General features: G+C 36.4%; 13 protein-coding genes. 12 read left to right on the top strand and 1 reads right to left on the bottom strand.

All coding sequences use genetic code 11. The features are described 5' to 3' along the window. The first annotated feature begins 3 nt into the window (after nt 1-3). From walK to GGQ92_RS10700, 5 genes are read left to right on the top strand one after another with little or no spacing between them, the layout of a single operon-like run. The gene (gene walK, locus GGQ92_RS10720; RefSeq protein WP_184248405.1) at nt 4-1,818 is read left to right on the top strand and encodes a cell wall metabolism sensor histidine kinase WalK; all 1,815 of its coding nucleotides are present in this window, start codon (nt 4-6) and stop codon (nt 1,816-1,818) included. Further along, nucleotides 1,818-3,149, top strand: a complete 1,332-nt coding sequence (locus tag GGQ92_RS10715; RefSeq protein ID WP_184248402.1) for a YycH family regulatory protein — start codon at nt 1,818-1,820, stop codon at nt 3,147-3,149. Before walK ends, GGQ92_RS10715 begins: the two co-directional genes overlap by 1 nt. Continuing rightward, on the top strand, nt 3,150-4,076 hold the full coding sequence (locus GGQ92_RS10710) for a two-component system regulatory protein YycI (RefSeq protein WP_184248399.1): 927 nt from the start codon (nt 3,150-3,152) through the stop codon (nt 4,074-4,076). Between the two features lies 1 nt (nt 4,077). Further along, nucleotides 4,078-4,875 carry an MBL fold metallo-hydrolase gene (locus GGQ92_RS10705; protein WP_184248396.1) on the top strand — a complete coding sequence of 266 codons (798 nt, stop codon included), beginning with the start codon at nt 4,078-4,080 and terminating at the stop codon, nt 4,873-4,875. 25 nt (nt 4,876-4,900) lie between these two features. Beyond that, on the top strand, nt 4,901-6,130 hold the full coding sequence (locus tag GGQ92_RS10700) for a S1C family serine protease (RefSeq protein WP_184248393.1): 1,230 nt from the start codon (nt 4,901-4,903) through the stop codon (nt 6,128-6,130). Nucleotides 6,131-6,483: 353 nt separating this feature from the next. On the opposite strand, the gene GGQ92_RS10695 is transcribed toward GGQ92_RS10700, so the two are convergent. Further along, on the bottom strand, nt 6,484-7,065 hold the full coding sequence (locus GGQ92_RS10695) for an LOG family protein (RefSeq protein WP_184248390.1): 582 nt from the start codon (nt 7,063-7,065) through the stop codon (nt 6,484-6,486). 94 nt (nt 7,066-7,159) lie between these two features. On the opposite strand from GGQ92_RS10695, the gene GGQ92_RS10690 reads away from it, so the two are divergent. From GGQ92_RS10690 to GGQ92_RS10660, 7 genes are all read left to right on the top strand, one after another. Further along, a complete protein-coding gene (locus GGQ92_RS10690) occupies nt 7,160-8,935 on the top strand; it encodes a DUF5050 domain-containing protein (RefSeq protein WP_184248387.1) in 1,776 nt (591 codons plus the stop codon). Nucleotides 8,936-9,194: 259 nt separating this feature from the next. Beyond that, nucleotides 9,195-10,955: a sensor histidine kinase gene (locus GGQ92_RS10685; protein ID WP_184248384.1), complete on the top strand. Its 1,761-nt coding sequence runs from the start codon at nt 9,195-9,197 to the stop codon at nt 10,953-10,955. After that, nucleotides 10,930-12,243 (top strand): response regulator transcription factor, encoded by a 1,314-nt coding sequence (locus tag GGQ92_RS10680; protein ID WP_184248381.1) that lies wholly within the window; start codon nt 10,930-10,932, stop codon nt 12,241-12,243. The genes GGQ92_RS10685 and GGQ92_RS10680 overlap by 26 nt, the downstream gene beginning before the upstream one ends. Before the next feature lie 189 nt (nt 12,244-12,432). Then, nucleotides 12,433-13,689, top strand: coding sequence for an ABC transporter substrate-binding protein (locus GGQ92_RS10675; protein ID WP_184248379.1), 1,257 nt, complete (start codon nt 12,433-12,435; stop codon nt 13,687-13,689). A 59-nt stretch (nt 13,690-13,748) separates the two neighbouring features. Further along, a complete protein-coding gene (locus GGQ92_RS10670) occupies nt 13,749-14,633 on the top strand; it encodes a carbohydrate ABC transporter permease (RefSeq protein ID WP_184248376.1) in 885 nt (294 codons plus the stop codon). Further along, a complete protein-coding gene (locus GGQ92_RS10665; RefSeq protein WP_184248374.1) occupies nt 14,630-15,460 on the top strand; it encodes a carbohydrate ABC transporter permease in 831 nt (276 codons plus the stop codon). Before GGQ92_RS10670 ends, GGQ92_RS10665 begins: the two co-directional genes overlap by 4 nt. Before the next feature lie 42 nt (nt 15,461-15,502). Further along, on the top strand, nt 15,503-17,818 hold the full coding sequence (locus tag GGQ92_RS10660; protein WP_184248371.1) for a glycoside hydrolase family 31 protein: 2,316 nt from the start codon (nt 15,503-15,505) through the stop codon (nt 17,816-17,818). Nucleotides 17,819-18,326: the final 508 nt, after the last annotated feature.

Here is an 18,326-nt window from a genome sequence, read left to right as displayed (position 1 = left end):
ACAATGAATCGTGTTAGCTTTTTTCAGTCCATCGGTCTAAAAATTATCGTTATTCTCGCTTTGTTTTTACTGCTAGCAGTTCAAGTTATCGGGACATATTTTAATCAACAGCTTGAAACGAGCTTAGTTGAAAACTATAAGGATAATGTAAACGATAGGGCTCAAGTACTTGTAGCAAGCTTAGAGGAAGTTTTTAAGAAAGAACGAGAAGAAGATGGTCCTACTATTGAAGATGACGTGCGGGATATTATAAGTCGTTATTCGACAGATATATTCTCTGATTTACAAGTGGTAGATCCACAATTCCGAGTAGTAGGAGAAAAGAATGAACAAGATTTAGTTGGTAAAAAGGTTAGCAAGAGCGATATTAATATCGCTCTTCGTCATGGACAAGCGAAGGAAGATATACGAATTAACAAGTTCACTTCCGATCGAGTTTTCGTGAAGACAGAGCCGATTAAGGACGGCGATGTTTCGATAGGAGTCGTCTATGTAGAGGCACCAATCGAAGAGGTTTACAATCAGCTTGAAGATATTAATCAAATCTTTCTAAATGGTACAGTACTAGCCATTATTGTTTCGGTTATATTAGGTATACTGATCGCGCGGACAATCACGAAACCGATTATGGAAATGCGAAGACAAGCACTCGTCATGGCACGTGGTGATTTCTCTAAAAAAGTTAATGTCTACGGGGCAGATGAAATAGGACAGCTTGCGATGGCGTTTAACGATATGAATGATAGATTGAAAGCAGCAAACCAACTTACAGAGGAAGAACGACGCAAATTAAGTACGGTATTAACAAATATGTCAGACGGCGTTGTAGCAACAGATGAAAAAGGCTTTATCAATCTAATCAATGGCCCGGCATCGAACCTTATCGGCCTTTCTCATAGTGAAGCAAGAGGAAAAAGCATCATAGAAGTTCTTCAATTAGAGGACAAATTAATCGATATTCAAGAACTCGAGGATACGGGCTCGTTAACCATCGACTTTAGTGATGAGGATGAGCTGTTCTTAATTAAAGCTAATTTCTCTGTCGTACAGGATGAGAATGAGAACTTTATGGGATTAATCACGGTAATCAGTGATGTTACAGAACAAGAAAAAGTGGAAAGAGAGCGGCGAGAATTTGTATCGAATGTTTCTCATGAGCTAAGAACGCCATTAACGACAATGCGTAGCTATTTAGAGGCATTATCAGATGGCGCTTGGGAGGACAAAGATATTGCCCCGCGCTTCCTACAAGTAACACAACAGGAAACAGAGCGGATGATTCGATTGGTCAATGACTTACTCCAGTTATCTAAAATGGATCATAAAGAGACTGTTGTTAATTTGGAGCGAGTGAACATTGGGCCATTTATCCATCATATTCTTGATCGCTTTGATATGAACAAAACAACAGAGATTGGAATAGAACGACGGATTCCAAAGGAAAAGATTTATATTTGGTTAGATAAGGACAAAATTATTCAAGTTATTGATAATATTATGTCCAATGCGATGAAATACTCGCCAGAAGGCGGTAAAATTGTTGTTACTTTAATTAAAGAGTCAAATCGAATTAGATTAAGTATTAGCGATCAAGGGCTTGGTATCGCAAGAGAAAAAGTAGATAAAATTTTTGAACGCTTCTATCGTGTGGATAAAGCACGAGCGCGTAATCTAGGAGGAACAGGTTTAGGACTCGCTATATCAAAAGAAATTATACAAGCACACCATGGGAAAATCTGGGCTTCTAGTAAAGAAGGACAAGGAACAACCATCTTCTTTACACTGCCGCTAAAAGTACGGAAGCGAGGTAGTGGCTGATGAAATTAGAATTATTTAAAACCATCTTACTCCTATTTTTAGTTGCGTTAAGTGTTACATTGACTTTAAATATTTGGAGTTATCAAGGAAATTATGAATATGCAGAAGAAGACCAAGCGATTGATGCAAAGCTAAACGGCACGAAACAGACAAAGCGAAATGTTATCAAGCCGTCTCAAATTCTCTTTCACGAAGGAAATGAAACATTCGGTTATAAAAATAAGGTAAAAGAGACGGAATTTTATTCGAATTTGCGAGAATGGTCACTTTATAATTTTAGAATGATGGATGAAGGGGAAGAAATACCAACCGATACCGCAGAAAGTTGGGTAGAAATTGTTTTTCCAACCGCAATTCCTACGTCTGTTATAAATGAATTGTTTCCAACGGATGATAGCCTTTTATATGACAGTGAATTCAAACGAATTTATATGATTCTCGATGGCACACTGCAGCAAGGTCAAGTTATCTTTGCTAGCGGTGACCCTACTAAAATGAACCTTCGGGCAAGTGTACAAAACATTGCGCAAATTCAGGAATTTCTTGATGGAACGCAGCAAACAGAAGAATTCACCGAATATGTGAATGTTACTTCATTAGAGCAAAGTACATCCGTATATATTCCAAACGAGCCTGAGATTGTAGGGCGCAAATACCGTTATACAGCAATCAACCCTGATACAAGCACAATACAAAGTATTTTCTTCACGAATCCTTCTAGTATTGTTAGTTCACCGAATCCAGAAGGCGGCCAAGTTTACAGTGATAGTCAAAGAGAGGTAACGGTACGAGGTTATTATATGGAATATACGAACTTTTTAACCTCAGAAAATCAGAATGAACAAATAAACACGGTACCTAACACGATTGAACACCTTTTAAATACCTCCTTAGACTATATCAACACGCATGATGGCTGGTTGATTGATGAAGGAATTCAATTTTATTTATCTGAATTAAATCGACTGACAAACAGTATCGAGTACCGGATGGTTCACCAGAATTATCCCGTATTCTCATATGAAGGCTTGGCAACGATGGAATTAACGATTCAAAATATGACGGTGTACCAATATCGTCGTCCATTAATGCGCCTAACTCAATCGTATGATCGCGAGCCGACAGATTTGATGACAGGTAAAGAAGTTCTCCAAGCAATAACTACTGGGCAAACGAATGTTTCTGAAAATGAAATTCAAGATATTCAAGTAGGCTACCGTATTCAGCAACAGCCGGGTGGTCAAATATTTGACCTTATCCCAACATGGTTTGTTAAAACATATAGAGGCTGGCAAGGTATCTACTCGATAACACAGCAAGGAGGAGAATAAATGAAATGGGGACAAGTTAAAACCATCTTTATTTTCTGTTTTCTCATCCTTGATATTTATTTACTGCATCATGTTATGACTCAGCAAAATAGCTATGAATTTTTAGAAGAAGTAACAACAGAAGAAAATCTACGAAATAACTTAAATGGACTTTCTGACTTACCCGAAGAACCGAAGGAAGCTCCGATGCTACACGCAAAACGTAAAGAATTCACGGAAGATGAAATCGAGGAGCTTGACAATCTATCAGGTCAAAAAAGTTTAGTAATTGATAATCATATGATTGTTGGAAAATTGGACAAGCCTTTGACTATTAATGTTGAAGGGGACTTGAGCGAGATTGAGCCGTATATCTGGAATTATGATCAATATGTCTATTATGATAAAGACGAGGAGTCCAATACACTGATTCTTTTCCAAAAACTAGATGATCATATTTTCTTTAATCAGAGTGGTGTTCTTCTGATTCATTTGAACGAAAAAGGAGAAATGACTCATTATATTCAAACTCTCCTGCTAAAAACAGATGAACAGCCAGAGAAAGAAACCTTGAGAAAGCCTCTAGAATTAATTTCTCTATTATATGATGGTGGACAAATCAATCCTGGGGATGAAATTACGGATCAAGTATTATTTGGTTATCATAACCTACTCCCACTGCCGAGTGGTGTTCAAGTATTAGCGCCAACCTGGAAAATCGAGATAAACAATGAAAAGGTGTTTCTCGTAAATGCGATAGAGAGTCATCATACACAGCGTGATCCAGAAACCTTTATTGGTGAAATGATGGAGCAAATTAAGGCATATTTAACAAAAAGACAAAATGTTCCTATTAAACCGATTAATGATGAATGGGAGCAAGAGGAACTGCAGGAGTTTATGCGCGAATTATTGCAGGATATTGACGAGGGAGATGGAGAGGAATAACATGAGTTTGCATTTTAGTGTTTTAGCATCAGGAAGTACAGGGAATGCTTTTTATATAGGAACAGAGAAAGAAAAAATATTAGTAGATGCAGGATTAAGCGGGAAAGAGTTAACCCGCTTATTCTCTGAAGTCGATATTGATCCATCCACATTAACGAAAATACTTGTAACCCATGAACACAGTGATCACATTAAGGGCTTAGGTATTTTTGCGAGGAAGTACCAATTACCAATTTACGCAAATGAAAAAACGTGGAAGGCGATGGAGCCCTCATTAGGAAAACTATCCGTTGATCAAAAATTTGTTTTTAATATGGAAGAAACAAAAACGTTTGGCGATTTAGATGTAGAGTCCTTTGGAGTTTCCCATGATGCCATACAGCCAATGTTTTATGTATTTCATCATAATGGGAAAAAAGTAGCCATCGTCACAGATTTAGGTTATGTATCAGAACGAATCAAGAAAACCGTTCACGACGCAGATGCACTTATTTTTGAAGCGAATCATGACGTTGAAATGTTACGGATGGGTCGTTATCCTTGGAGTGTAAAAAGAAGAATCCTAGGAGATACAGGGCATGTTTCGAACGATGATTGTGCTTTAGCGCTAAGAGATATAATTGATAATAAAACAAAGCGTATTTATTTAGCACATTTAAGCAAAGATAATAACATGAAGGAATTAGCGAAGCTTTCAGTGGAATCTGGCTTGAGGGAATACGGTTTTGACGTAGGAAATCGTCTATCTATTCATGATACCGATCCACACGCACCAACACCTATATATGAAGTTGTTTAATGTTACAGCTAAAGAAGGTGAATAAATGGGGTACTATGATGATCATTATCGATCAAGGAAAAAGAAAAGTTATTCGTGGATGTACCCGTTCATATTTGGTATTTTAGCAGGAGCGTTCTTGTTTGCCTTTCTCCTACCAACCCTAGTTAAGAATGAATGGCTTCCATATGAAGTAATTGTCGGGAGCAAGGAACCAACTGCTGTTCACCAGCATGATGGTAAAACAACAAACAATGGAGGCCTTTCTACAACAAATATGAACGTCGATATATCGACACGTGTAACAGAGATTGTTGGAGAGACATCTCCTGCAGTTGTAGGCGTGATTACCATTGCAAACGGACGTACCTTCTTATTTCAGGAGGAATCCGCAGTCGGAGGCTCAGGCTCCGGAGTTATTTATAAAATTGATGGTGACAAGGCATATATTGTAACGAACCATCATGTTATCCAAGGAGCAGACGCCTTAGAGATTGTTCTTAGTGATGATACTCGTGTCGAGGCAACATTACTAGGTAGTGATTTGTACACAGATTTAGCAGTAATCGAAATGGATAGTCAATACGTAGACTTTGCAATTGAAATTGGCAACTCAGATAACGTTCATGTAGGTGAACCTGTTATCGCGATTGGTAACCCACTTGGAATGTATTTATCAGGATCGGTTACCCAAGGTATTGTTAGTGGAAAGCAACGTGCCATCCCTCAAGACTTCAATGGTGATGGAATAGCAGATTGGCAAGCAGAAGTTATCCAAACAGATGCAGCGATTAACCCAGGTAATAGTGGTGGTGCGCTTATCAATATGGAAGGTAAACTTATCGGAATTAATTCGATGAAAATTGCTGAATCGGCGGTTGAGGGAATTGGATTCTCGATTCCGGTTGATGATGCTGTACCGATCATTGAAGAACTAGAGGCGACTGGATACGTTACCCGTCCGTTCCTAGGTATTGAAGCTTATTCATTGGACGATATACCATCCTCTGAGTGGAGAAGTACATTAAATTTACCAAGGGATGTAGATGGCGGTATTTACATTCGAAGTATAGAAGGTTTGTCTCCTGCAGATACAGGTGGATTGGAACCATATGATGTCATTACACATTTGGATGGTCAACCAATTTATAATATCATTGATTTGCGTAAACATTTATATTCCGAAAAAGAAGTAGAAGACACTCTCCAGATTACGTATTATCGAGATGGAGAAAAGCTAGAAACAACAGTGGAGCTAACTTCCTTAGAGTATTAACCAAGTGTGGATAAAAGATTTCTTTTATCCACATTTTTATTAAATTATCCACAATTTGTTGATAAGATTCTCCATATATCGTAAGGAACAACAATTCCCATACGATATATGGAGTATGAGTTGTGAATATGTTGATAACTCTGTGGATATACACGAAAAACCGTCCTGTTAATTGTGTATAATCGTCGAAAGAGCACTTGTGGATGAATATGTGGATAAGAAGACTTTAGAAGCGAGAAAAAATAGATAACTTATCCACTGTTGATAAATAACGATTCAACTGATGAAATGTTTGGATGATAGCAGGAGCAGGATTAGCTAAAAATTCAATCTGAAATTTATACTACCTAATCTCAAGTCTGTTTTTTATTCGCATAAGTCTTAATAGCAGGAGGTTGATAGGAGTCAAACGACTCTAGTAATTGCCTCGGATTATCACTTAGATGAATCATTACCTGATATTTTTCATCTAAAAATCGTTCACTAATCATATGTTGGAAGAGACTCACCAGAGGTTGAAAATATCCGTTGATGTTAAGTAAACCAAAGGGTTTATGATGAAGACCAAGTTGTGCCCACGTAAAAATTTCAAAGAACTCCTCTAAAGTACCTGGTCCTCCCGGCAAGGCAATAAATCCATCAGCAAGTTCTTCCATCTTTGCTTTTCTTTCATGCATAGATTCCACAATAATTAGCTTAGATAATTGTTGATGTGATATTTCTCGCTCCTCTAAGAATCTAGGCATGACACCAATAACTTGTCCGCCATTTTCTAATACTGCATTCGCTACTGCACCCATTAATCCTACACTTGCTCCTCCGTATATGAGTGTTATATTCTGTTTGGCTAATTCTTTTCCGAGTTTTATACCCTCTTTAATATACACATCTGAAGCTCCTTTACTTGAGCCACAAAAAACCGCTATACGTTTCATTTTATCGCCTCCAATTAAGCTACTAAAACCATTATACAATTATTTCATAGTCTGTTAAGCTTTAGAAGGGAGAATAAGGGAGGTTTAACAAAGAATGTCGTTAGAAAATAGAAAGAAAGTACACAAGAGACGGTATGGTTTCTTTTGCATTATTATCATTATATTTTTAATAGGGTGTAGTGAAAAGGAGTTAACAAAGGAAGAGGCTATTGAGCAAACATTGGAGAAATTGAATGAGCTTGAGAGCTATGCTTTTGCACTAAATGCATATAATGTTGATGACATGGGTAATGAAGCAGAGGCAGAACTTACTGGAGTAGTAATGAATGAACCTTTTGTTGCTAGTATTAAAGTTAAAAAGAGTCCTTTAGGAGGGCTTGAAGAAGATTCTACTCCTTTCTATAGAGATAATATGCTTTATTACGAATATCCAGGCATGGAACAACTAATAAAAACAGAGGTTGTAGCACAAACAGACATTAGGAAAGCTGTTAATACCTTATTTCAAGAAGAGCAAGAATTGGAATTTAAATCAGAAGAAGAGGTTTATATTTTTGAATATACAAGTGACAAAAAAGACAAAAATATTAGCCTTCTTGAAGATATATATCCAGAGTTTATTCATGCCTCCTCACCAGAACAAGGGTTAGGCTTTATTTTAACCAATAGTTTCTATGATCCGATAATTCTAGATGTCAAAATAGAAATTAGCCAGCAAAATCTAAATATAGTTAAACTTCATATAGAATATACTGGAGAAAGTAATGTAATGAAAGAAAATCCTCCACAATATTCAAATATATTAACAATGGACCTAAACAACCATAATAAAATAGAAGAGATTTCTCTCCCATACAATCAGTTAGAAGAAGCTACTACATTTATTGAACATTTTTTAGGTCCTTTAGATGAATTAGTAGATAAAAAGGAGACAGAAGAGGAAACGGAAGAGAAAAATGAAAAGGAAGATGCCCAGTTAGGAAATTTACAGGGCAACCATTTAAATGGCGGTTTATGGGCTGCAGATAGTGAGTGGTTATACTATTCTAATTCTATACATGGTATAAATCGTATGAGCCTAGATGGTAGTGATAGTGAATTTCTTTATAATACTAGCGGGAGAAATTTTAATCTTATAGATGATAAAATTTACTATATAGATTTATTAGATGATGAACGAATGTATCAAATGAATAAAGATGGGACAAATCGTCAGTTAATACAAGATGTGTATGCTACTAACCTAATGGCGAGAGACAATTGGTTATACTATATAACTAGTAGTGAGGATGAAACAGATTATTCGACTCATCTCGAAAAATATAATGTAGAGTCTGAATTAGGATTCGGTGAGCGGATATTAGAAAACATTAGTCAGTTTACTATTAATGAAGATAAGATTTTCTATAAGAAGTCTCAAGATAATCAACTATATTATACAGATATTAATGTAAATGTGTTTACACAAGAACCTGAAAATCTTATAGAAGGAGTATATGCTGGAGGCTTTCTCGTTATAAATGACTGGATATATTATGAGAACCTAAATGCAAACTATAAATTGTATCGAAAAAATATGAAAACCGATCAGATGGAGGAACTAACCGTTGATGAGGTAAATGGATTTAATGGATTTAATGGAAACGATGATTTTATATTCTATATAAATGCTACCGACAATGCTTCCCTTTATAAGTTGGATGTAAGCTTGCAGGAGACGGAAAAGGTAGATGAAGGGAGAGTAATTTTTCCATATCTCCTCCATGATCATATTTATTATATGAAAAGTGAGAGAAGTAGCGATCAAAATTGGTATCGAGTACCTATTGATGGTGGGCAACCCGAGTTAATTTTAAAAGAAAGAGAATAGCTATATGACAAACCTAATGCAATGCAGGATTAGCAGGATAAAGTTGGGGGCAAATAATACTTTTAGGGCAACGACCTTTATAGGTAGTTGCTTTTTTTGATGAATTACGCTGATCTCCTACAATGATGCTATAATAAAAAATAATTTCAAATCAGAATTAAAAATATATTAATAAACAAGCTATGTTATGATAATAATTCCTCAATATATAAACGTACGTATTCATTGTGTGACAATACAGATGGAGGAGGGACAGGGAATGAAGCGTCTTTCTATGCCAGTTCGCTTAGGTATCATTTTCATTTTATTACTGCTACCTATAATCGGAATGATGAGTTATTTTAATAAACAAAGTGAACAGAATTTAGCTCACCAAGTATCGGATACTTTAGAAGAATTAATCAAACAAAACAATAAATTAATTGAAACGGAATTAGATAGAATCATGCAAGTGACGACATCGTTAATATTAGAAGAATCCGCACAAACGATAGGGAAAGAATCTGATATGGATGAGGTATTCATGCATAACGAATATAGAACGCTGAACACATTATTAAGAAATGAGTCTTTTATTGATCCCTCTGATTTAACCTACCATATGATTTATCCAGAAAAAAATGCGAGTGAAAGCAATATGGATTTCTACACGATTGGCGAAAAGCAAATACAGTTTTTAAATGGGGAAGAAATACAACAATGGTATGAAAAAATTACCGCGGATTTTGGTAGACCTACTCTTACACTAATTGAAAATAATAATGAGGAATCTTTAGCATTTGTTCGCTCTATTAATGACATATTCTACTACGGTAATACACTTGGGATGATTGTCGTATCAGATATTCAGAATATTATTATGGAGAATCAAGGTACAATAAATTCTTTTGATATACGCCCTTATCTACTTAATGAAGAAAATCAAATACTTTATGGTGATAAAGAGAATTTAACAGCTGACGTTATTGAATCAGCTCTATTTAAAGATACAAATGTTTCAACGGTTGTAGACAATCATATCTATATTTCTGCAAATAATGAGAAATACGATTATACGTTATTATTTCAGGTTCCGATTGATACATTAACAGAGAGACAGAGTCAGTTAACAACGAATTTAATTTTTATTACTGTTTTATATTTCATTTTTGCAGCTCTTATTGCTGTTTATTTAGCCAAAACCTATGTATTACCATTACAGAAACTTACAATATTTTTCCGCTCCTATCTTCCTGGTCATGTATTGAATGATAGTAGCCTAGAAGGTAAAGGAGAAATATTTAAACTAATGGCTTCGGTCCGCGATATGACACAAAGAATGAAAAAGCTAATAATTGATAATTATCAATCTGAGATAAAATATAAAGAAATGGAATTAAATCGACTTCAAGAGCAAATTAATCCACATTTACTTTACAACACATTAGAAAGTATTCAATGGAATAGCATTATGAACGAGGACTTTGAAACAGCTTCAATGGTGAACGATCTTTCTGCACTTATGAAGTTAGGTTTAAGTCAAGGACGAGACCTCATTACGATAAAAGAAGAGCGCGATCATTTAGTCGCCTATATGAATCTTCAACAGAAAAGATTTGAGAGTCCATTTACAACAACTATTCAACTGGATGAAGAGCTATACGAATTTCTTATTCCCAAGATTAGTTTACAACCATTAGTAGAGAACTCCATCAAATATGGCGTGAAGAAAATGGGGGAAGAAGGAATAATTAAAATTACGGGTGAAATAGAAAATGATCGAATCGTTCTTAAAGTGTTAGACAATGGTTTTAAGGATATAGATGTCGACAAGCTTAACGACTCCTTACGAATGGATCGTGCGACGGAAGGACAAGGTGTCGGTATACTAAATGTAAACCGCCGAATAAAACATCATTTTGGTAACGAGTATGGCTTAACCTATCGACGAACAGAGGAAAAGTGGACAGAAGTTACGATTCGCTTACCAAAAGTAGAGAGGGTGGAGGAGACAGATGTATCAGATTCTAATCGTAGATGATGAGCCGAATATAGCAAAAGGAATTAAGCATTTAATTAATTATGCAGGAATGGATGTAAGTAAAACATTTGCAGTGCATAGTGGACAAGAAGCATTAGACGTTTTACAAGAAGAGGAAATCGATTTATTGATCACAGATATTCAAATGGACGGAATGACGGGACTAGAATTAATGCATCAAGCAAAAATATTATATCCCTGGATGGAAACAATCGTAATATCTGCCTATCAAGACTTTAAATATGCCCAAACGGCGATACAATTAGGAGCAAAAGATTATCTCATCAAACCGATACAACCGGAACATATTATTAATACGATACGAAATTGTTTAATGAATCATAAAGAAAAAGCAAACGATGTCTTTGATACATCTAAACTAGCGGCAGGGAGTGACATGCAGGTTTATCCAATTGCCGTACTCGATACTTTAATAAAAAAGTCGCAAAACAATACTCAAGATAGCTGCCACATTCCATACGGTGATGAAATAATCGAATTTTATGGTCCCTATTTTGCGTTTCTTCAAGTTGCAACTAGCAGCACTCAAAGTGAGCAGCGGATGGACGAAATAACCCGTATCGGAATTTCTGTAATGGCGGAAGAGGATAGCATCACATTTTTTATTGGGGAACGAATTTATCTACTTGTAGAATGGTCCAATGAGGCTTTTCGCAATCAGAGTTACTCCAAGCTTGATTATTTAGGAATGATAGCGAGAACGTGGCAATATAAAGTCAAAGAAGCTCTCGATTTAGATATTTATATTAGTTATAGTCAAATATTGAAGGGTATCAATTACATCGAAGAGCTAAAACAACAAACGGACCAAGCTATTGAACTATTTGAGGTAGATGAGATTAACGGTATATATTATTACGGTGATTATAATTGGAGTATCTATCAACAGAATCTAACAAAACAAGATTATGAAAATGCACAGAATCATTTAATTAAGCAAGTACGTGCCTATATTCAAGAGAACTTTAAGAAGCATGGCTTAACACTAGGAGAAATCGCTGAAGCCAATCACGTAAGTTCTAATTATTTAAGTCATCTATTCAAGCAAGAAACAGGAAACAATATTTGGGACTATGTAGTGAAGCTACGAATGGAAGAAGGTAAATATTTGTGGCTACACACGGATAAGAAAGCATATGAAATCGCAGACTATGTAGGTTATGAGACACCAGAACATTTTAGTAAAGTGTTTAAAAAGTATTATGGACAAAGCTTACAAGAAATGAAAAAGAAGCACAAATCATCAAATAGTAGTTCAGACCAATAACGGTTTGAACTATTTTCTCTTTCGTACGAAAAGCTTAAAAGATGTGCTTTCTTTCTATTTTCATAAATGAGTGTAAAATTACACATCTTAAACAAAGAAATGCACATCGATAAAGTAAACCCTTACATTTATAATTTAATTGTAAGCCTTAACAATCTACTCAAACTTAATTTAAAGGAGAGATACAGCATGAAAAAATGGCATTGGTCATTATTAGCGCTATTTAGCATTCTTATACTAGCAGCATGTAATCCAGGCGATGGGTCAAATGAAAACGATTCAACGGAGGATAACGAATCAGCAGCAGAAGGGGTAGCAGAATTAACTTTCTGGTCATATGTAAACCCAAATCAACATGATGGACAGTTGTTGATGGATATGGTGGACGAATTTAATGAAGCAAATGAAAACATCGAAATTACGTATGAATACATTCCGCACGGCGAGATCGATCAACAAGTATCTGTTGCTGTAGCGGGTGGAGGATTACCAGATATTTTGATGATTGATAATCCTGACCATGCGCGTTATGCGTCAATGAATGTATTGGAAGACATCACAGATAAAGTACAAGAGTGGGGCGAGGAAGCTCAATACTTCGAAGGTCCATGGGCTTCTACAATTTATGAAGGAAAAAACTATGGAGTACCGTTCACAACAAATGCTTTAGCACTTTTTGTTAATAACGACATGTTAAACGAAAAAGGAATCGAAGTGCCAACTACATGGGACGAGCTTACAACAGCATCTCAGCAATTAACAGAAGGAAACACTTTAGGATTTTCTATGTCAGCGATTAGTGGTCCAGAAGGTATGTTCCAATTCCTACCGTTCTTACTTTCTACGGGAGCTAATTATGATCAGTTAGATGATCCGAACGCATACCGTGCAATGGAATTTGTGACAAACATGGTAGACGAAGGCTATATGAGCCGTGAAACATTAAATTGGGGACAAGGTGAAGTAGCAAGTCAGTTTACAGCTGGAAACGCAGCAATGATGGTGAATGGTCCGTGGATGTTACCACAAGTGCGTAATGATGCACCAGATATGGACTTTAGTATTGCACTTATACCGAAGGATAGCGAATATGCGTCCGTATTAGGTGGAGAAAACCTAGCACTTCCTAAGGGAGATCATGTGGAAGAAGCTTGGACATTCTTAAGCTGGTTATCATCAAAAGAACAAGCAATGAGATTCTCTGAAGGTTCTGGCCAGTTCTCGCCACGTGTTGACGTATCTGATGAACTAGGTTGGGAAGGTGACCCACATCTAAGTGTATTCTTAGAAGCTATTGATAATGCACAGCCACGTGGTCCACACCCAGCATGGAATGAAATTGCAGAAGCAATCCAAAACCAAGTCCATAATTCTATAACAGGAATTTCTACACCAGAAGAGGCAACTGAGCAAGCACACCAAGATGTGATAGAAATTATTGAGTAATCTAAGCGCTCTTCTCATTCTTAGAGAAGAGCCTTGTTTACACATAAGGGGGACTTAACATGAAACGAAAATTAAATCCCGGTTATATTTATATTTTCCCTGCCGTTTTAATTATGGTTTTGCTAATTGGTTATCCACTTATTTACAATATTAGTCTTAGTTTTAAAGACGTAACATTAGCAAACCTAGCGGGAAATGATCAGCCGTTTGTTGGATTTCAAAATTATATCGAATTATTTAATCATGAATTATTTCCAGTAGCATTAAAGAATACGTTTTTATTTACAATTGGAAGTATTGCTTTTCAGTTTATTATCGGTTTTGCCTTAGCTTTATTCTTTAGCATGAACTTCAAGTTAGCAAACTTCTTACGAGGCTTAATGATGGTCAGCTGGCTCGTACCATTAACAGTTACAGCAATGCTCTTTCAATTCTTATTAAGCCCAAGTGTCGGCTTACTCAATCATATTCCTATTTATTTTGGGTGGATAGAAGAACCAATTGCTTGGTTAAGCCTTCCAGAGTACGCAATGTGGGGAATTATTATTACGAATATTTGGATAGGTGTTCCGTTTAATATGCTTCTACTTGCAACGGGACTTAATAATTTACCGAAAGATGTATATGAAGCAGCAGCCATTGATGGGGCAACATGGATTCAACGTTTTCGCCATATTACGTTACCATTGTTAAAACCGGTAATAATGATCGTTATGATGCTCGGCTTTATCTATACCTTTAAAGTGTTTGATTTAGTATACGTAATGACTGGTGGAGGACCGGCAAACTCTACGCAAGTGCTTTCTACACTATCATATCAATTCTCTTTCCAAAACTTTGATTTTGGACTAGGTGCGAGTGTAGCTAACATATTATTCGTTATCCTATTAATCATCTCCATTATCTATATTAAGATGACAGACGAAGATGAGGTGGCATCATGAAACATACATTCATCACGAAAAAATCATTTTGGCTTAACGTTATTGGTGTAATCATCGCACTTGTCTATTTATTTCCAATCTATTGGATGGTTATTACCTCGTTTAAGACACAGTCTGAAATATTTCAAGTACCACCTACACTATTTCCAAAAGACTTTAGTTTAGCAAGTTATACAGGACAATTAGGTGCTCAATTGTTTGGCATGGTAGGAAACAGCTTTATTATTGCATTCTCTGCCATGGTGATTGTATTACTGACAGCTGTACCAGCGGCTTATGCATTAGCACGCTATCGTATGAAATTAACTGGGATTATTATGTTATTTTTCTTAGTAACACAGATGCTTCCAGCAACGGTTGTTCTTGCACCGCTATTTATTTCATTTGAACAGTTGAATGTCTTAAATACGTATATTGCACCAATACTTGCGACAACAACGTTAGGTATACCGTTCTCGGTATTGATTTTAAGACCTTACTTTTTAAGTGCACCTGTTGCGCTCGAGGAAGCAGCATTAATTGACGGAGCCTCAAAATTCCGTGCGTTCTTTACAATAATCTTGCCAATCGTTCGACCTGGTATTTTTGTGGCGGGAGCAATATCCTTCCTGTTCGCATGGGGTGATTTGATCTTTAGTTTAACATTCATCCGTGACCAGAGTCTCTGGCCATTAACAGCAGGAATGTACAATGCTATTGGTCAATACGGAGTGCAATATAATTTCTTAATGGCTTTCGCAACCATCTCTGTTATTCCAGTTGTCGTTATATTCTTATCTTTACAACAACATTTAGTAAAGGGATTAACAGCAGGTTCAGTAAAATAATCATTTGCTAGATTGATAAATAAAGAGAGAGGGTTGAATAGAATGGTTAAATTCTTAAATAATGAGATTCGTATCGAGGAAGAGTTTCAGAATTTCGAAAACACGTATTTTTTAACAGAATCATTAGAGAATTTCGATGCAAATGAAGGAAAAGGCCAGCTTAAATGGCACAGTTATTTGCGTAAAACGCGTTTTTCCTTTAACCAAGTGGAGACACCATTTGCTCGCTTAGAAAAGCATTGGCAATTTCCGAAGGCGTATCCAACAGATCCGGCTACTCCTTTTGAAATAAGCTTTATTAGTCCTTATTCTTTCCGTCTCAAAATCAATACGAGAAGTAAAGATCAAACAAAAGATGAAAGCTTGATGATTGATACGTTAGAAGAAAAATCACCTGAAAGCTATAACTGGAAAGTTGAAGATAACGGTGATGTCGTGACATACACTGGTGAACGAGCAGTAATAAAAATTACGCGTTCTCCTTGGTCGATTGAGGTAGTAGATCATAAAGGGAAACGAATAATAAAAACACAGACAATTCATGATAGTGTAAGTCTTAAAAATGATGACCCTCATCCATTCTCATTTGTGGACAAGCCATCCAATAAGAGCCATGCAGTAGCAGCGAGCTTTACACTATCTCCAAATGAGAAGATTTTTGGTACAGGAGAATCCTTTACTCGTTTAAATAAGCGTGGACAGAAGGTCGTTCTATATACGAGAGACGCGATGGGTACGTTAAGTCAAGATATGTATAAGCCGGTTCCATTTTATTTGAGTAGTAATGGTTATGGTGTATTCACCCATACTACTGCACCAATCACGTATGATTTCGGTCATCGAATGGACGACACACAAACAATCTATTCAGCGGACGAATCAATGGATTTATTCTTCTTCCTAGGTAACCCGAAAGAAGTTTTAACCGAGTACACGAACCTAACTGGTAAGGCATCGATACCACCACTATGGAGCTTTGGACTTTGGATGAGTAGAATCTCTTACTTTAGTGAAGAAGAAGTGCGTGATGTAGCGAAGAAAATTAGAGATCATAAAATCCCAACAGATGTTATCCATATAGATACAGGATGGTTTGAAGAGGATTGGCGTTGTAATTATAAATTCTCAGAAAGTCGCTTCCAGGATGCAACGAAAATGATCAAGGACTTAGACGATGATGGATTCAAAGTAAGTCTCTGGCAAATACCTTACTTCACTCCACAGAATGAATTTTACGATGAAATCATAGAAAAAGGCTTAGCGGTGAAAAAGCTAGGTGGTGGAGTACCAACGGAAGACGCAGTTCTCGACTTTTCTAATCCAGATGCGGTTGTATGGTATCAAGAGAAGATTGCCGATCTATTAAAGCAAGGTGTAGCAGCGATTAAGGTAGACTTCGGTGAAGGTGCACCATTAGAAGGAATTTATGCAAGTGGTGAAGGCGGCTTGAAGGAACATAACTTGTATCCACTACGCTACAATAAAGCCGTTGCAGAGATTACAGAAGAAGTAACCGGAGATTCGATTATTTGGGCGAGAAGTGCATGGGCTGGATCTCAGCGTTATCCAATTCACTGGGGTGGAGATGCAGAGATTACGGATAATGCGATGGCAGCATCCTTACGTTCAGGCTTATCACTAGGATTATCTGGATTCTCGTTCTGGAGCCACGATATTGGTGGATTTACGAGAGAAAGTCCAGAAGACTTATATCGTCGTTGGTTAGGATTAGGAACATTCACCTCTCATGCTCGTGCACATGGAGAACCACCAAAAGAGCCATGGGAATACAGTGAATCTTTCACAGAATTATATCGTGATATGATGACATTACGTTATCAGTTAATGCCATATTTGTATACGCAATCGTATCAGTCAGCACAACAAGGGTGGCCATTATTAAGAGCAATGTTCTTAGAAAATCCTGAAGATACGATTAACTGGTATTTAGAAGATCAGTACTTCTTTGGTTCTGACATGTTAATTGCACCAATATTAGAAGAAGAAGCTGGCCGTGAAGTGTACTTGCCTAAAGGAGAATGGTACGACCTCCAAACAAAACAAATGTATACAGGTGGTAAGTATCAATATATCGAATATAAAGAAATGCCAGTCATCATGCTCGTTAGAAAAGGGGCAGTTATTCCAACAATAGCGCCAGCTTTATCTACGAAAGAAATGGACTGGAGCCAATTAGAATTATGGGTAGTTGGAGAAGAAGAAAAATATGAAGGTAACGTAAAACTTCCAACACAATCTAAAGAAGATACTGTAACAGTAGTACGTGACAATGGCGAATATAACGTTCAATATTCAGGGGAAGCTAATGTCAATTTCACTGTGAAAGTATTGAAGTAAGCTGTTAAAAAAAGTTGTGTGTTGTATCTGCTTCAAGATTGCATGCAAAACAGATCGGATAGTTTTTTGGGGGGACATGCATTTTATATAGAAATTGTAAAAAGTCAGCACACGACCCAAAATGGGTAACAAGATAAGGCTATTTTAATAATAAATTTACAATAGATAATGGTATGCTGTAGCGATGAGACCGGGATATAAGTATTTTATCATAGTAGATATCGAACGATTTGTTAGAATACGTTCGGTATCTACGCTTTTTTTAAAAAACATTTTTGGTATTATCACATAGGAGGAAAATAATACTAGAAAATAGACAATAAAATTTATGGATCTGGATCTATTTTTGCTCTATATATTTATATATAAGATTATGAAGGATAATAATTAGATGAGAAATCTAATTATCCATCTATGTGAATGAATTTCATAATTCTTATAACACGTCTCCCAACGGTTCTGAGAGTTAAAAAAAGAAGCACCTCCCCAAATCTTGTATAATGGTAAT

Origin of the sequence: Gracilibacillus halotolerans (assembly GCF_014206945.1) — a bacterium.
GTDB classification, from domain to species: Bacteria; Bacillota; Bacilli; order Bacillales; family Amphibacillaceae; genus Gracilibacillus; species Gracilibacillus halotolerans.
The sequence above is the reverse complement of the archived record's forward strand: the minus strand, read 5'-3'. Positions and strand labels throughout refer to the sequence as shown.

Bases quoted from the DNA above. Each gene is read 5' to 3' on its own strand.
- walK (WP_184248405.1), top strand. From the start codon at position 4: ATGAATCGTGTTAGCTTTTTTCAGTCCATCGGTCTAAAAATTATCGTT.
- GGQ92_RS10715 (WP_184248402.1), top strand. From the start codon at position 1,818: ATGAAATTAGAATTATTTAAAACCATCTTACTCCTATTTTTAGTTGCG.
- GGQ92_RS10710 (WP_184248399.1), top strand. From the start codon at position 3,150: ATGAAATGGGGACAAGTTAAAACCATCTTTATTTTCTGTTTTCTCATC.
- GGQ92_RS10705 (WP_184248396.1), top strand. From the start codon at position 4,078: ATGAGTTTGCATTTTAGTGTTTTAGCATCAGGAAGTACAGGGAATGCT.
- GGQ92_RS10700 (WP_184248393.1), top strand. From the start codon at position 4,901: ATGGGGTACTATGATGATCATTATCGATCAAGGAAAAAGAAAAGTTAT.
- GGQ92_RS10695 (WP_184248390.1), bottom strand. From the start codon at position 7,065: ATGAAACGTATAGCGGTTTTTTGTGGCTCAAGTAAAGGAGCTTCAGAT.
- GGQ92_RS10690 (WP_184248387.1), top strand. From the start codon at position 7,160: ATGTCGTTAGAAAATAGAAAGAAAGTACACAAGAGACGGTATGGTTTC.
- GGQ92_RS10685 (WP_184248384.1), top strand. From the start codon at position 9,195: ATGAAGCGTCTTTCTATGCCAGTTCGCTTAGGTATCATTTTCATTTTA.
- GGQ92_RS10680 (WP_184248381.1), top strand. From the start codon at position 10,930: ATGTATCAGATTCTAATCGTAGATGATGAGCCGAATATAGCAAAAGGA.
- GGQ92_RS10675 (WP_184248379.1), top strand. From the start codon at position 12,433: ATGAAAAAATGGCATTGGTCATTATTAGCGCTATTTAGCATTCTTATA.
- GGQ92_RS10670 (WP_184248376.1), top strand. From the start codon at position 13,749: ATGAAACGAAAATTAAATCCCGGTTATATTTATATTTTCCCTGCCGTT.
- GGQ92_RS10665 (WP_184248374.1), top strand. From the start codon at position 14,630: ATGAAACATACATTCATCACGAAAAAATCATTTTGGCTTAACGTTATT.
- GGQ92_RS10660 (WP_184248371.1), top strand. From the start codon at position 15,503: ATGGTTAAATTCTTAAATAATGAGATTCGTATCGAGGAAGAGTTTCAG.